Below are 14,260 nucleotides of genomic sequence, written 5' to 3' on the forward strand. Positions count from 1 at the left end.
TGGCTCAGGGCCGCCGCTCGACCAGCGCGTGGCGCAGCAGGTCGGCGATGATGCGCGGACCCTCGCGGGTCAGCACCGATTCGGGGTGGAATTGCATGGAGGCGAAGCGCGGCCCGCGCAGGGCATGGACCTCGCCGGTCTCGCGGTCGCGGCTGATCTCGATCGGGCCGACCTCGGGGATCTCGATGCGGTCCTGCAGGGCGCGCGCGGCGAAGGTGTTGTAGAAGCCGACGCGCTCGGCGGCGCCGAACAGGTCGATCTGTTTCTGCACGCCCTGGTTGGGCTCCTGCCGGCGTTGCAGGTCCAGGCCCAGGCACAGGCTCAGCACCTGGTGGCTCAGGCACACGGCGAGGAACGGCCGGCGCTCGCTGAGCAGCGAACGGATGGCCAGGTGCAGGTGGCCGATCTTCGGCTGGCCGACCTCGGTGGGGTTGCCCGGGCCGGGGCCCATGATCACCAGGTCGTAGCCGTCGAACGAGTACGGCTCCTGGAAGCCGCGCACGCTCACCGCCAGGCCCAGCGACTTGAGCTGCTTGGCGATCATCGAGGTGAAGGTGTCCTCGGCGTCGACGATCAGCACCTCGCGTCCGGAGAGGTCGGCCTGCAACTGCTGGCGCTCGCTGGCGCCGCGCAGCCAGAAGTCGGCGATCGGCGCGTTGCGGCTGGCCAGCGCCGCCACCACGTGCGGATGCGAGCCCAGGCGCTGCGGTGCCTGGCTCTTCAGCGCGGCGATCAGCCCGGAGGCCTTGGCGCGGCTTTCCGCGGCCTCGCCGCGGGGATCGGAGTGGCGCACGATGGTCGAGCCGACGCCGATGCGCAGGCGACCGTCGGCCTCGATCTCGGCGGTGCGGATCAGGATCGCCGAGTCCAGCGTGCGCCCGCCCTGGCCGTCGCCGCCGATCAGCGCCGCGACCCCGCTGTAGTAGCCGCGCCCCTGCGGCTCGTAGCGGCGGATCACCCGGCAGGCGCTTTCCAGCGGGCTGCCGGTGACGGTCGGGGCGAACAGCGTCTCGCGCAGGATCTCGCGCACGTCGCGGTTGCTCTGGCCCTCGATGAAGTACTCGGTGTGCGCCAGGTGCGCCATCTCCTTGAGGTAGGGACCGAGCACCCGGCCGCCGTCCTCGCAGATCCGCGCCATCATCTTCAGTTCCTCGTCGACCACCATGTACAGCTCGTCGGCTTCCTTGCGGTTGTCGAGGAATTCCATGACCTCGGCCAGGTCCGGCCCGCTCGGCGGATAGCGGTAGGTGCCGCTGATCGGGTTCATCACCGCCAGGCCGTCGCGCACGCTGATGTGCCGCTCGGGCGAGGCGCCGACCAGGGTGCGTTCGCCGGTGTGGATGATGAAGGTCCAGTAGGCGCCCTTCTCGCGCAGCAGCAACTGGCGGAAGAAGCTCAGCGCGCTGGCCGTGGCGTAGCCGTCGATGCGCGCCTGGAAGCGCCGCTTGATCACGAAGTTGGCGCCTTCGCCGCGGCCGATCTCGTCGGCGATGACCCGCCGGACCACCTCGGCGTATTCCTCGTCGTCGAGGTCGAAGCCTTCCTCGTCCAGGGCCAGTGCCTGGTTCGGCAGCAGCGCCAGGGCCTGTTCCAGCGGCAGCAGCTCCTGCTCCAGGACCTTCAGCGCCAGCAGCGGCGCGCCGTCGTCGAGCGCCTCGAAGCCGCGCTCGGCGATCTGCCGGTAGGGAATCAGCGCCAGCAGGTCGTGGCGCGGCAGGCCGGCGCCGGGCTCGTCCAGCGGCAGGTCGGCCAGGCTGCGCAGCTCGTGCGCCTCGCCACGGATCACGTCGAGCAGGCCCGGGCCATTGCTTTCCGGACGGTAGAGCAAGGCGAACGGCGCCGGCCGCTCGAGCAGGCGTTGCAGCAGCGATGGGGGCAGGCCGTTCATGCGAGCACCTCGTCGGTGGTGACCACCATCGCGCAGCGGCTGGCGGCGTATTCCAGGGCCATGCGGTGGTGCGCCTCGCTGAAGTCGGCGATGGCGTCGGCCACCAGGAACGGCTGGATGTCGTTGGAGTAGGCGTCGACCGTGGAGATCAGCACCCCGACGTGGGCATACACGCCGCACAGCACCAGTTGGTCGCGGCCGGCGGCGCGCATGCGCTGCAACAGGTCGGAGTGGAAGAAGGCGCTGTAGCGCCACTTGGTCAGCAGCCAGTCGTCCGGCCCCGGCGCCAGCTCCTCGACCACCTCGCGGTCGGCGGGACTGGCGCGCATGCCCGGGCCCCAGAAGTCCTTGAGCAGGCCGCGCTGCTCCTCGGTCATGCTGCCCGGCTGGGCGGTGTAGGCGATCTGCACGCCCTGCCCGGCGCACCAGCGGCGCAGCCGCGCGGCGTTGGCCACCAGGTCGGCGCGCAGGCTCGCCGGCAGCGGGCGCAGGAAGTAGCGCTGCATGTCGTGCACCAGCAGCACCGCGCGCGCCGGCTCCAGGTTCCAGCGCGCCAGGTTGGCCGGCAGCTGGCCGGCGGTCGGCAAGGGATAGGCGAGGATTTCGGGAATGCCGCTCATGCCACGGTCTCCAGGGGGAAGGTTGCGCTCGGGATCGCCTGCGCGCCGGACCAGGCCATCACCGCGCTGAGCGCCTGCCAGGGGTTGAGCCGCGGATCGCAGAGGCTGGTGTAGTGCCGGCCGACCTGGTGCAGGCCGCTGGAATCGGCGACGCACTCGGTGACGTCGTCCGGGGTGGTCTCCAGGTGCAGCCCGGCGGCCACCCCGCCGGAGCCGGACACCGCCAGGCGGAACGCCGCCACCTCCTCGGCGATGCTGCGCACCAGGCGGGTCTTGTTGCCGCAGGGGGCGACGATGGTGTTGCCGTGCATCGGGTCGCTCAGCCAGATCACCGGGTGCCCGGCCGCGCGCACCGCCTCCACCAGCGGCGGCAGGCGCTCGCCGACCTTCTGCGCGCCCATCCGCGCGATCAGCGTCAGGCGCCCCGGCTCGCGGCGCGGATCGAGGCGCTCGCAGAGCGCCAGCAACTGCTCGCGGCCGATCTCCGGGCCGACCTTGCAGGCCACCGGGTTGAGCACCTCGGCCAGCAGCGCCACATGGGCGCCGTCGACCTGGCGGGTGCGCTCGCCGATCCACGGCCAGTGGGTCGAACCGAGGTAGACCCGGCGCTGCTCGTCCTCGCGCAGCATCGCCAGCTCGTAGTCGAGCAGCAGCATCTCGTGGCTGGTCCACACCGGCGAGGCGTTCGCCTCCTGCCCGGAAGCGGCGTCCCAGCCCAGGTGACGCATGACGTTGCGCGCCGCCGCGTAGCCCTTGAGGATCCGCTGCGGATCGGCCTGGCGCCGCTCGGCGTGAGCCTCGCGGCCGTTGACCATGTCGCCGCGGTAGACCGGCAGGGTCTGCCCGTCGACCTGCTCGTGCGGCTTGGAACGCGGCTTGGCGTACTGCCCGGCGATGCGCCCGACGCGGATCACCGGACGCTTGCCGGCCAGGCGCAGGGCGCCGGCCAGCAGTTCCAGCACCGCCGCCTTGCGCGCCACGTTCTCGGCATGGTGGTCGTCCATGTCCTCGGCGCAGTCGCCGCACTGCACCACCAGCGCCTCGCCGCGCGCCACCCGCGCCAGGGTCGCGCGCAGGGCCAGGATGTCGCCGGCGCGGATCAGCGCCGGGCTGCCGCGCAGGTACGCCTGCACCTCGCGCAGCCGCGACGCATCGCCCCACTCGGGTTGCTGCAGCGCTTCGCAGCGCCGTACGCGTTGCAATAGATCGTCCATAGTTCACCCCTTCCAGGATGGCCTCAGGTGGGAATGCCTTCGCGTTTGATCTGCGGCACCGGAATGCTCAGGGCGCGCAATTGCTGGAAGACGTTCATGAACTCGCGGTTGCGCTTGATCTTGCCGTCGTCCAGCTCGAAGGAATGCAGGAAGTGGTTCTCGTAGTAACCCTCGGGATACCCGGGGAAGAGGATCTTGCCGTGGCCGTCGCACTCGACCCAGAAGTGGTTGGGATCGTCGGTCTCGAAGACCTGGATGTTGTACCACTCCCAGTCCGGGAAGCATTTCAGCGACCACACCGCGTGCTCGGCCAGCTTGTCCTTGCCGCGAATGACGATCGGTTCGCCGGTATCGGTGGTCCACAGGCCGCCGCAACCATCCTCGACGAAAAGTTCATGGCGGCGCAGGCGATCCTGGCCCTTGGTGTTCATATACTTGACTACCGTCTCGCGATTCTTCCTGCGTAACTCCACGGCGTCTTCGAAACCTTGGGGAATGGCATTATCGAGCATCGTCATATCTCCTCTGGAATTGGAATAATCATTAATCAGGCGGGAATGCCGTCACGTTTTATTTGCGGAACGGGTATTCCCAATGCACGCAATTTCTGCATCGGATTCATGAACTCGCGATTGCGTTTTATCCGGCCGTTCTCGAGTTCGAAGGAATGGATGTAGTGGTTCTCGCAATAGCCCTCCGGATACCCCGGGACCAGCGCCTTGCCACGCCCGTCGCACTCGACCCAGAGGTGGTTCGGATCCTCGGTCTCGAAGATCCGCACGTTGTGCCACTCCCAGTCGGGGAAGCAGCGCTCGAGCCACTCGGCGAGCCGCCTGAGGCTCTCATGGCCCCGGAAAACCAGGGGTTCGCCGCTTTCCGTGGTCCAGTTGCCGGCGCAGCCGTCTTCGACGAACAGGCTGTGCCGCTGCAAACGTTCGGCCCCCTTCATGCGCATGTAGCGCTCTACCGTGGCGCGGTTGCGCCGGCGCAACTCCAGGTTGTCGGTGAACCCTTTCAGCCGTTGGTACTCGCGCATGTTGCAAACCTCCGTCAGACGAATCGATAGGCTTCGATCCCGCAAAGAAGACATCGGAATGACAGGCCGGAGAAAAAACCATGTAACTTTTCCCGGGCAAAAGTCGCCCGCTTCGGAGTCTCTCCAAAGTTTCAACTAGTGCCGAATTGCCATGCCGATTATTTCGCCTGCAAACCAGATGTAACCAAATTTGACAGGGGACAAACTTATAAACGCTTTTTTGCAAGCCCCATAACCCCTTAAAAATTACAGGTGCCAGGCATAAATTCCGTTCTATTCTTTCGCCGTTTTGCCGTCCGCCGAGGGAAACCGCTTCCAGCGGGATCGCCAGGCAGGACGGAACGGGCGCGAGGCGGGCCCGGTTGGCCGGGGTGTGCTCGAAGGGAAGGCGTCGCTGCGACGCCGGGAAGCGGCAGCGGCCGTCTGGGGAGCGGCCGGGACGATCAGCGTGGCGGAAACCGCCGGGCGCGCCACGCCCCGGTCCGGTCGCAGGCCGCCCGGCTCAGTTGAGCAGGCCGATGGCGTAGGCCTTCATGGTGGCCTCCGCCTTGTTGCTGGAGTTGAGCTTGCGCATGGCGTTGACGATATGGAACTTCACCGTGCGCTGGTCGATGGAAAGAATCAGGCCGATCTCGCCGTAGGTCTTGCCGACCGCGGTCCATTTGAGCATCTCGGTTTCCCGGGCGGTCAGGCGCACGTTGCTTTCCGGGACGATGCGCGGCGCCAGCAGGTCGCCGAAGGTGGCCTGCAGCATGCTGGTGATCCAGAGCAGGAAGGATTCCTTCTCGAGGATCTCCGCGGCCGCGATGCTCTCGGCCGAGCGCACCAGGGAGAACATGCTGATCAGGCCGTACTTGCCGCGCACGGGAATCGACCAGCCGTGGCGGATGCCATGGTGCAGCGCCTCCTCCCAGAAGAAGCGGTTTTCCTGGAAGTCCTCGCCGTTCCAGATCAGCGGCATGTATTCCAGCAGACCATGGCGAACGATCGGATCGATGGACGTGTAGTCCTCGGAGATATATCTGCTTTTCCACTCTCCTGGATAGTTCGACAGAAAATGATATTTGGGGGCGGTCAAGGGGAAAGGCGCCCGCGCACCGAATGAAAAGAATTCGAAACCATAATTCCCGCATATCTCGAGCGCCAGGGAAAAGAACTCTTCCTCGGTCGTTATTCTTGACAAAATCTCGAGATATCCCTCTCTCTCATCACGCATGCCAGCTTCACCAGTCAACAATCGATCCCGGCAGGATTCGGTTCTCGGTAATTGTTATTCTTTTCGGCTTCCGACTTATCCGCTCATGACACTTCCCTATATCAATCAGGACACGCAAGTTCATATCGCGGCCGACCCGGTTGCAAAACTCGAGGCGACGCCCTTCCCGTCCATCCCGGACCGGGCGGCGGCGAAACGAACCTGAAGAGAGAATCCCGAAGAGTACGGACGCGGGGTTCCACGCAAGGCCTGCGCGGCACTGGACGGGACGGCGCCCCGGGCGTTTGCGGGAGCCATCGAACGGCTCTCCGACGGGCCTCACGGTGGTCTTATTCATTCTTCTTCTCGCACGCTCCATCGTCGTCGGGACAAGCGCCCGCCAACAATCCACCCATGCGCAGCCTCGCTGGAACGGCATGCGTACGGGCACGAAATGGCAGCTACATGGTTCCCCCCTTATCTCCTCGCAGATACCTGCCCGGAAGGGCAGGTTGTCGCTGCATGCCTGTGACAATTTAATTCGACCAGGCATTTCGTTTTCCGTGCCGATGTTCAAGGAGCGCATTCTGATGCAATTAAGAAGAGCACTCCATTCGACCATGGACAACGTATCCACGCCTGACCGAGATCGCTCCCCGCATATAGCGAAGCGATAACCGCAGCCTGCCGAGAAGTGCTTCGAACAATAAACAGGACGCTGGTATTTCGCCTCTACGAAGTTCCGCGCCGCGTCTGTCCCTGAAGGAAGAGGAGAAAAACGAATGATCTATTACTTGATCGGAGTGGCGCTATTCATATTCATGCTGGAGCAACTGATCCCCGGCTGGAAGTTGCCCAAGGTGAGCACCTGGGTGGCCCGGGTGATCTTCCTCAACATCGTCCAGGTGTCGATCGCCCTGCTCGCCGGCATCACCTGGAACAAATGGATGATGGACCACAGCCTGCTGCACACCTCTGACGCCCTGCCGCCGCTGCTGGCCGGCTTCGCCGCCTACTTCGTCAACACCTTCGTCACCTACTGGTGGCATCGCGCGCGCCATGCCAACGACACGCTCTGGCGGCTGTTCCACCAGTTGCATCACGCGCCGCAACGCATCGAGGTATTCACCTCCTTCTACAAGCACCCCACCGAGATGGTCTTCAACTCGCTGCTGGGCAGCTTCGTCGCCTACGTGGTGATGGGCATCAGCATCGAGGCCGGCGCCTACTACATCATGTTCGCCGCGCTCGGCGAGATGTTCTACCACTCGAACCTGCGCACCCCGCACGTCCTCGGCTACCTGTTCCAGCGCCCGGAGATGCACCGCATCCACCACCAGCGCGACCGCCACGAGTGCAACTACAGCGACTTCCCGATCTGGGACATGTTGTTCGGCACCTACGAGAACCCCCGCCGCATCGACGAGCCGCAGGGCTTCGCCGGCGACAAGGAGCAGCGCTTCGTCGACATGCTGCTGTTCCGCGACGTGCACAGCCTCCCCGGAAAAACCGAGCCCGCTCCCGTCCTGGTCAAGCCCGACGTCAGGTGAACGCCATGATTCCAGACATCGATTCCCGTCTCAGCCGGAACATATTGAAATCCATCTCGTATGGCCTCCCCCTCGCCGAAGTGGTCCCCGACCATACCTATGCGCAACTGGAAACGCGCCTCGGCGAACTGAAACGCAGGTATCTGGAGCTGCGCATCTCCCACGGCGCGCGCGAGCTGCCGTTCAGCAACTACCTGTTCTACCTGATCCTCCAGTCGCGCCACCAGGAATTCGACTTCAAGCTGCGCCAGGGCAACTCGGTGGTCACCAACATCCACCGCTTCAAGAGCAAGGGACGCATCCCGTCCCTGACCACCCTGCTCCTGGCCGATGCGGTCAACGCCAAGAGCGAGCTGGAGCTCAAGCATCCGGACATCCCGCAGCTCGACCGCCACGCTCGCGACATCGAGCGCTGGCTGGCCGCCGGCAACGTCATGCCGCCCAGCGAGCGGGCCCTGCGCGGCCTGGTTGAGGCGCTGGAGCGCGCCGCTGGCGAAGGCCGTCCGTTGCACCTGGTGAGCGCGGTATGCCCGGACTACTCGCACTCCAGCGATGCCGAGGGCAAGCCGCGCTACACCTTCGAGCGAGTCGGCGACCAGCCCGGCCTGGCCGGCGCCAAGCTGGTCAGCGCCGGCCAGGCGGTGGCGGAGCTGGCCAGGGCGCGCCAGGTGGAAATCCGCCACGCGATCCTCGGCGGCGAGTTCGAGTACCTGTCGTTCAACCGCACCCCCGCCACCGGCGAGACCCGCGAGGGTTTCCTCGGCAAGGTCGAACGCCAGCTCGAGCGGATCGCCGGGGCGCTGCCCTGCCCGGCCGCGACCTGTTCGTTCTTCGAGATGTGCGGCGGCGAGGACGGCTGGCACCGGGCCCACGGCGAGATCGTCCAGCGCCTGGAACAGGGCGACTACGGCCAGACCGGGCTGGACTACCCGGCCCTGGAGTCGATCTTCCTGTCGCGCCTGCCGCTCTACGAAAAATGGTTCGCCAGCCAGTCGCGCGAGCAGATCCGGGCCAGCTTCATCTCCCAGGCCGCCGAGTACGCATTGATGGGAAAACTCTTCGGCGAGCGCTTCGACAACTTCGTCGTGCTGGCCGTCGATCACTACCGGATGGAGCCGTTCTACTCGTTCTTCGCGACCGTCCCGACGCTCTACATCCGAACCGACTACCTGTAACGAGGGAGCGCCTGCGCCATGCAAGATGAACTGTTCAAGACCCGCTACTCCAGGTACGGCTACGGCATCGACGTACGCCGCACCTACAAGGACCTGCCCTGCCAGCCGTTCTGGACCTGGGTCACCGGCAAGTCGCTGAACGACCGCCCGCCGCGGCGGCCGAAGGACACCCTGCTCAAGCCCTGGCAGCTCTACCTGCACATCAGCTGGGGCTACGCGGTGTTCTTCCTCGCGGTGATCTACGGCCAGCAGCTGCTCGCCTCGCAGCAGCCGCTGTGGCTGAAGTGCCTGCTCGGCGCGCTGATCATGTGCCTGGTGGTCAACCGCCAGCGCGGCTTCCTCCATACCTTCCACTACACCACCCACGGCGCCAGCCTGGAGAGCAAGGCGCTGGCGCGCTTCACCTGCAAGTGGATCCTGTCGATCCCGATCCTGCACACGCCGCGCGACGAGTACATCAGGCTGCACGTGAACGAGCACCACAGCGTGCGCACCTTCAACACCGAACAGGACGTCGACCTGATCTTCATGAAGCAACACGGCTTCTACAAGGGCATGTCCGAGGCCGCGTTCTGGACCCGCCTGGTGCTCGCCCCGTTCCATCCGGCGCGGATCCTCGAACACCTGAAGTTCCGCTTCGAGGTCAGCTTCGTCTCCGCCGCGCGCCACGAACGGATCAGTCGCGCGCTGTACTGGATGGCGCTGCTGGCCCTGGTCAGCGCAAGCGGCTACCTGGAGGCGTTCGCGCTGTTCTACCTGTTCCCGATCTTCATCCTGACCCAGTACTCGTCGTGGATCCAGCACGTCTCCGAGCATCTCTGGTTCGCCCGCAACGAGCACGGCCTGCCGCGCTTCCTGCATTACGGCTCGCTGAGCTGGGGACGCTTCCTCGGCCGCCCCTACCCGGCCGACAAGCAGGGCCTGGCCTTCGCCCTGGCGCTCGCTCGCTGGAGCCTGGGCGTGCTGCTGATCGACATCCCGCTGCGGGTGTTCTCCTTCATGCAGGACCTGCCCAGCCACGACTTCCACCACCGCAAGCCGGGGGTGAACTTCTGGCGCATCGCGCCGGAACGCGCGGCCAACGAGGCACTTCCCTCCAAGTTCGGCCCGATGACCGAGACCTGGGGCATGTGGGAGAACTTCCTGATCCTGCGTGACCACCTCTGCCGCGGCCAGTCGGACCCGTTCGGCATCGTCGACTGGTACCGCGAGAACCAGGCCCGGCTCGCCCCCGAGCATGACGCCGCCAACCAGCCACTTCCCCACCAACCGGTAACCCAGGCCACTGCCTGATCAGACACAGGAACCCTCATGAATACTCAGATCGCCCAGATCACCCAGAGCCTGGCAGCCAACGGCTGCGCCTACATCACCCCCAGCGACGCGCTCTACGACGAGCAGGACTGGGAGCTGATGAACCAGGTCCTGGCCAATTCGAGCCTGCCGTGGGAGAAAATCCTGATCGGCGACGCCGACGAGGAGAACGACCTCTACGTGGCCCGCTTCATGACCGACCGCGAGCGTCCCACGGTGGTCAACCATGCGCTGTCGGAGCTGATCATCCCGCGCGTCTGCAACGACAACGTGATGAGCCTGTTCCGCAAGCTGATGGGCGACGACGCCTTCTACGTCCGGCGCATGCAGGTGAACCGGATGAAGGCCGGCTCGTTCATCGGCCGGCACCTGGATACCGACAGCAACCCGGACTACCAGTACTCCATCGTCCTGCAGCTCGGCACCTACTTCTCCGGCGGCCAGTTCGTGGTCTACGACCGCGACGGCAACCTGCGCAACGACATCAAGCCGGAGCCGCGCTCGGTGATCATCAGCGACTGCAGCTACCCCCACGAGGTCCAGCAGGTGACCGCCGGCGAGCGCGTCTCGCTGGTGTTCTTCGTCAGTCGCCATGCGGAACGGAACCGGCGGGTCTATTGACCCGCCGGCGTGGAGACCGGAAACGATGTCGAAAAATGCACGTTACGCCTGGCGCCTCGGGCTCGGCGGCCTGCTGCTCGGGCTGCTGGCCTACGCGGTGTACCTGGTGGCCGTCCCGCTGGGCTTCAGGTACGGGGAGATCCAGGTCGGCAGCGGCCTGGAGCACGAGGGGCGGATCGCCTGGGACGCCGCCGGCGTCCCGCACATCCGCGCGCAGAACCTGGAGGACGGTTATTTCCTGCTCGGTTACAGCCACGCCAGGGATCGCCTGTGGCAGATTGAGTTCGCCCGCCGCTATGCCGGCGGCACGCTCTCCGAGGTGTTCGGCGGCAAGACCCTGGCGATGGACCGGTTCGCCCGCACCATCGGTTTCCGCCGCACCGCCGAGGGCATCCACGCCAACCTGGACGCGTCCACGCGCGTCCTGCTGGAACGCTACAGCGCCGGGGTCAACGCCTACCTGGAGCAGGCTCCGGCCGCGCTGCCGCTGGAGTTCAGCCTGGTCCGCCACGAACGGCCGCGGCCCTGGACAGCGGTCGACAGCCTGTCCCTACACCTGCTCTATTCCTGGTCCCTGAGCGCCAACCTGGGCATGCAGTTGCAGCGCCTGGCGCTGGCCGAGCACCTGGACCTGGCGCGGATCAACGAGGTATTCGCCCCCTATCCGGGCGAGCGGCCGCTGGCCACCCGCGACTACACCAGCCTGTACCGCTCCCTGCGCGGCACGCCGGACGCCGGCAAGCTGCTGGGGCAATTGCCCGGTTCCAACGTCGAAGGCATCGGTTCGAACAACTGGGTGGTCTCCGCCAGCCGCAGCGCCACCGGCAAGCCGCTGCTGGCCAACGATCCGCACCTGCGCCTGACCAACCCGGCGGCCTTCTACCTGGCCCGCCTGGAGATCCCAGGCCTGAGCCTCACCGGCGCCAACTTCGCCGGCGCCCCGCTGTTCGTCATCGGCCATAACCGGCGCATCGCCTGGGGCTACACCAACACCGGCTCGCACATCCAGGACGCCTACCTGGAACGCGTCGACCCCCAGGACCCACGGCGCTACCTGACCCCGGACGGCTACCGGCCCTTCGAGACGCGCCTGGAACGCATCGCCGTGCGCGACGGCGAGACGGTCTCCCTGGAGGTCCGCAGCACCCGCCACGGCCCGGTGATCAGCGACATCTACGAACCGGCGCGGCTGCCGCAGGCGCAGCGCGACCGGCTGGTGATCGCGCTCGCCTGGACCGGCCTCGACCGTCACGACAAGACCTTCCCGAGCCTGCTGGCGATCAACCGCGCCGAAGGCTGGGAACAGTTCCTCGAGGCCACCGCCGACTTCGGCGTACCGCCGCAGAACATGGTCTATGCCGACGTCGAGGGCAACATCGGCTACGTCTCCGCCGGTCGCGTACCGCTGCGCGGCGCCGATGACGACCTCCATGGCCTGGCCCCCTCGCCCGGCTGGGAGAGCCGCTACGACTGGGTCGGCTACGTTCCGGAAAGCGCCAAGCCACGCAGCCTCAACCCGCGCGAAGGGTTCATCGCCACGGCGAACCAGCGCATCGTGCCGCCCAACTATGCCTTCGACTTCGGCCATGACTGGGTCCTGCCCTACCGCTACGAGCGCATTCGCGAGTGGCTCGGCGGCCCCGGCCAGCGCACCCTGGAAGACAGCCTGGAGTTGCAGAACGACGAGTTTTCCAGCGTGATGGCGAGCCTGTTGCCGAAGATGCTGGAGCAGGTCAGCGACCCCGAACTGCGCGCCAGCGAAGCCTTCGCCCTGCTCCGGGGCTGGAACCACCAGGCCGCCGCCGACCTGGCCGCGCCGCTGATCGCCGGCTACTGGGCGCGCGCCTTCACCCGCGAACTGCTGCAACCGCGGATCGGCTCGCGGTTGCTGGCCAGCGGCTGGAACCAGCGCAACTACGACGGATTCCTCCGGCTGATCCTCGACGGCCAGGCCGACCTGCGCTTCTGGTGCGGCCAGGAACAAGGCTGCGACCTCAAGCTGAACCAGTCGCTGCGCAGCGCGCTGGACGAACTGCGGGCCGCCCACGGACCTTCGCCGGACGGCTGGAAGTGGGGCGAGGCGCACGCGGCCGTCGCCGAACACGTGCCCTTCCACAAGACCCCGCTGCGCGCGCTGTTCGACCTGAAAAACAACAAGGGCGGCGACAACTTCAGCGTCGACGTCGGGCGCTTCGACTACAGCGACCCCGACAACCCGTTCAACACGCGGATCGCCGCGACCCTGCGGATGGTCATCGACCTGGCGGACTTCGACAACTCGCGCTACGCGCTGTCCACCCGCAACTCCGGCCTGCCGTTCGACGGCGCCACCGACCTCAACGAACTCTGGGCCCGCGGCGCGTACATCCGTATCGCCGACGACGCCCCCGGCGCGACGGACCGCCCACTGGTCCTGCGCCCTTCACCTTCTTCCTCCGGCGAGCCACGACCATGACCAGCGATCCGCAGAAAAACGCCTTCGACCTCGACTACTCCAGCCGCGAGCGGCAATTCCCCGAAGGCTTCAAGCGCAAGATAGTCGCCGACCTGCAAGAGGGAATGCCGCAGTTCGATGTGCTGCAATACTTCGGCAACCAGCCGGAGATCTTCGAGACCTACGACCACCTGGTGCTGGCGACCGACCCGGAGGGAGAACGGATCATCGGCATCCTCGGAGCGAAGGACTTCGTCCGTGGCTCGACGCGCTTCCTCTACCTGTGGACGGCGATGGTTGCCGACCGCTACCACCGCACCAGCCTGTTCAAGCGGATCAACCAGTTCTTCCTGCGCCAAGTCAGCGAACGCAACGGCGGGCTGCCGCCGCTGATCGTGGCGAAGACCTACAACCCGGTGGTCTACAACATGTTCCGCGCCCTCAGCGCGCGGATCCCGGGAGCGACGCTGTACCCGGACCTGGAAGCGTCGAGCCAGTGCCCGGACATGGTCGACCTGGCTCGCGAGGTGGTCGGCACGCTGTCCGCCAACCTGCGCCTGGACGCGGAAACCGGTCTGATACCCGGCGGGCAGCGCAGCGTCGCCCCGGATTTCTTCCCGCGCATGGCGATGTCCAGCCACGCCAGGACCAACGACCACTTCGTCGCCCACGTCGGCAGCAGCGACCAGATCCTCTGCATGGTCCGCCTCGCACCCGGTGCCGAACCCTACGTGCAGCAGAGGATCATCCGGTGAGCGGACTCGCGCAGCGCTCCGACGACCCGTGGCTGGCGGCGCTGCCGGCCGCGGTGCTCTACGGTGCCTGGGCAGCCTATGCCAACCAGGACGGCGGCCTGGCGCGAATGGGTGTCGCCGCCCTGCTCCAGGGTGGCGCCAGCCTCCTGGCAACGCGCCTGGGCCTGCACCTGCTGGGCCGTTTCGGTGGTCGCGGCGGCCTGGCGCAACGTCACGCGCCGCTATTGGTGGTGCTCCTGCTGACCACGCCGATGGCCGCGCTGCACGGGCTTGCGGGCGCGCCGCACCCATTGGCGAGCGTGGCGCCGTCGTTCGTCATCGGCTGGCTGTATTTCGGTTTCTGGGCGCGCCGCAACCCGGGCCACCGGCAAGCCGGTGGCGCCTAGCCGGCCCGCCCGGTCGAGCCGCTCCCCGTCGACGGGATCGGCCCGTATACTCGGGGCCTCCCTCATCCGTCC

The 14,260-nt window shown here is 66.5% G+C and carries 13 protein-coding genes; 7 read left to right on the top strand and 6 right to left on the bottom strand.

Annotated features, from left to right (window positions below; translation table 11 throughout):
* Nucleotides 1-4: 4 nt before the first annotated feature.
* The 6 genes from phzE to qscR form a co-directional block, all read right to left on the bottom strand.
* Nucleotides 5-1,888, bottom strand: coding sequence for a phenazine biosynthesis protein PhzE (phzE, locus tag PSPA7_RS16045; protein ID WP_012074247.1), 1,884 nt, complete (start codon nt 1,886-1,888; stop codon nt 5-7).
* Complete coding sequence (phzD, locus tag PSPA7_RS16050; protein WP_003157855.1) at nt 1,885-2,508, bottom strand: phenazine biosynthesis protein PhzD; 624 nt, start codon at nt 2,506-2,508, stop codon at nt 1,885-1,887. Before phzD ends, phzE begins: the two co-directional genes overlap by 4 nt.
* Nucleotides 2,505-3,722, bottom strand: a complete 1,218-nt coding sequence (gene phzC, locus PSPA7_RS16055; protein WP_012074248.1) for a phenazine biosynthesis protein PhzC — start codon at nt 3,720-3,722, stop codon at nt 2,505-2,507. Before phzC ends, phzD begins: the two co-directional genes overlap by 4 nt.
* 23 nt (nt 3,723-3,745) lie before the next feature.
* Nucleotides 3,746-4,234: a phenazine biosynthesis protein PhzB gene (gene phzB / locus PSPA7_RS16060; protein ID WP_012076100.1), complete on the bottom strand. Its 489-nt coding sequence runs from the start codon at nt 4,232-4,234 to the stop codon at nt 3,746-3,748.
* 35 nt (nt 4,235-4,269) lie between these two features.
* Entirely contained in the window at nt 4,270-4,758 is a 489-nt protein-coding gene (gene phzA / locus PSPA7_RS16065) for a phenazine biosynthesis protein PhzA (RefSeq protein WP_003154207.1), read from the bottom strand.
* A gap of 502 nt (nt 4,759-5,260) precedes the next feature.
* Nucleotides 5,261-5,974 carry a quorum-sensing transcriptional repressor QscR gene (gene qscR / locus PSPA7_RS16070; RefSeq protein WP_012076101.1) on the bottom strand — a complete coding sequence of 238 codons (714 nt, stop codon included), beginning with the start codon at nt 5,972-5,974 and terminating at the stop codon, nt 5,261-5,263.
* 761 nt (nt 5,975-6,735) lie between these two features.
* On the opposite strand from qscR, the gene PSPA7_RS16075 reads away from it, so the two are divergent.
* The 7 genes from PSPA7_RS16075 to PSPA7_RS16105 are packed head-to-tail and all read left to right on the top strand — an operon-like array spanning nt 6,736 to nt 14,188.
* Entirely contained in the window at nt 6,736-7,503 is a 768-nt protein-coding gene (locus PSPA7_RS16075) for a sterol desaturase family protein (protein ID WP_012076103.1), read from the top strand.
* A gap of 5 nt (nt 7,504-7,508) precedes the next feature.
* Nucleotides 7,509-8,678 carry a hypothetical protein gene (locus PSPA7_RS16080; RefSeq protein ID WP_012076104.1) on the top strand — a complete coding sequence of 390 codons (1,170 nt, stop codon included), beginning with the start codon at nt 7,509-7,511 and terminating at the stop codon, nt 8,676-8,678.
* A gap of 18 nt (nt 8,679-8,696) precedes the next feature.
* Nucleotides 8,697-9,971, top strand: a complete 1,275-nt coding sequence (locus PSPA7_RS16085) for a fatty acid desaturase (RefSeq protein ID WP_012076105.1) — start codon at nt 8,697-8,699, stop codon at nt 9,969-9,971.
* An 18-nt stretch (nt 9,972-9,989) separates the two neighbouring features.
* Complete coding sequence (locus PSPA7_RS16090; protein ID WP_003154201.1) at nt 9,990-10,613, top strand: 2OG-Fe(II) oxygenase; 624 nt, start codon at nt 9,990-9,992, stop codon at nt 10,611-10,613.
* A 25-nt stretch (nt 10,614-10,638) separates the two neighbouring features.
* Entirely contained in the window at nt 10,639-13,068 is a 2,430-nt protein-coding gene (locus PSPA7_RS16095; protein ID WP_012076106.1) for a penicillin acylase family protein, read from the top strand.
* On the top strand, nt 13,065-13,802 hold the full coding sequence (locus tag PSPA7_RS16100) for a hypothetical protein (RefSeq protein ID WP_003154200.1): 738 nt from the start codon (nt 13,065-13,067) through the stop codon (nt 13,800-13,802). The genes PSPA7_RS16095 and PSPA7_RS16100 overlap by 4 nt, the downstream gene beginning before the upstream one ends.
* Nucleotides 13,799-14,188, top strand: coding sequence for a hypothetical protein (locus PSPA7_RS16105; RefSeq protein WP_003154198.1), 390 nt, complete (start codon nt 13,799-13,801; stop codon nt 14,186-14,188). The genes PSPA7_RS16100 and PSPA7_RS16105 overlap by 4 nt, the downstream gene beginning before the upstream one ends.
* Nucleotides 14,189-14,260 lie beyond the last annotated feature (72 nt).

The sequence above is a fragment of the Pseudomonas paraeruginosa PA7 genome, assembly GCF_000017205.1.
Taxonomy (GTDB): domain Bacteria; phylum Pseudomonadota; class Gammaproteobacteria; order Pseudomonadales; family Pseudomonadaceae; genus Pseudomonas; species Pseudomonas paraeruginosa.

Excerpts from the sequence above, each read along its gene's own strand:
- phzE (WP_012074247.1), bottom strand. The coding sequence starts at position 1,888 with ATGAACGGCCTGCCCCCATCGCTGCTGCAACGCCTGCTCGAGCGGCCG.
- PSPA7_RS16100 (WP_003154200.1), top strand. The coding sequence starts at position 13,065 with ATGACCAGCGATCCGCAGAAAAACGCCTTCGACCTCGACTACTCCAGC.
- PSPA7_RS16075 (WP_012076103.1), top strand. The coding sequence starts at position 6,736 with ATGATCTATTACTTGATCGGAGTGGCGCTATTCATATTCATGCTGGAG.
- phzB (WP_012076100.1), bottom strand. The coding sequence starts at position 4,234 with ATGCTCGATAATGCCATTCCCCAAGGTTTCGAAGACGCCGTGGAGTTA.
- phzC (WP_012074248.1), bottom strand. The coding sequence starts at position 3,722 with ATGGACGATCTATTGCAACGCGTACGGCGCTGCGAAGCGCTGCAGCAA.
- qscR (WP_012076101.1), bottom strand. The coding sequence starts at position 5,974 with ATGCGTGATGAGAGAGAGGGATATCTCGAGATTTTGTCAAGAATAACG.
- phzA (WP_003154207.1), bottom strand. The coding sequence starts at position 4,758 with ATGCGCGAGTACCAACGGCTGAAAGGGTTCACCGACAACCTGGAGTTG.
- PSPA7_RS16095 (WP_012076106.1), top strand. The coding sequence starts at position 10,639 with ATGTCGAAAAATGCACGTTACGCCTGGCGCCTCGGGCTCGGCGGCCTG.
- PSPA7_RS16090 (WP_003154201.1), top strand. The coding sequence starts at position 9,990 with ATGAATACTCAGATCGCCCAGATCACCCAGAGCCTGGCAGCCAACGGC.
- PSPA7_RS16085 (WP_012076105.1), top strand. The coding sequence starts at position 8,697 with ATGCAAGATGAACTGTTCAAGACCCGCTACTCCAGGTACGGCTACGGC.
- phzD (WP_003157855.1), bottom strand. The coding sequence starts at position 2,508 with ATGAGCGGCATTCCCGAAATCCTCGCCTATCCCTTGCCGACCGCCGGC.
- PSPA7_RS16080 (WP_012076104.1), top strand. The coding sequence starts at position 7,509 with ATGATTCCAGACATCGATTCCCGTCTCAGCCGGAACATATTGAAATCC.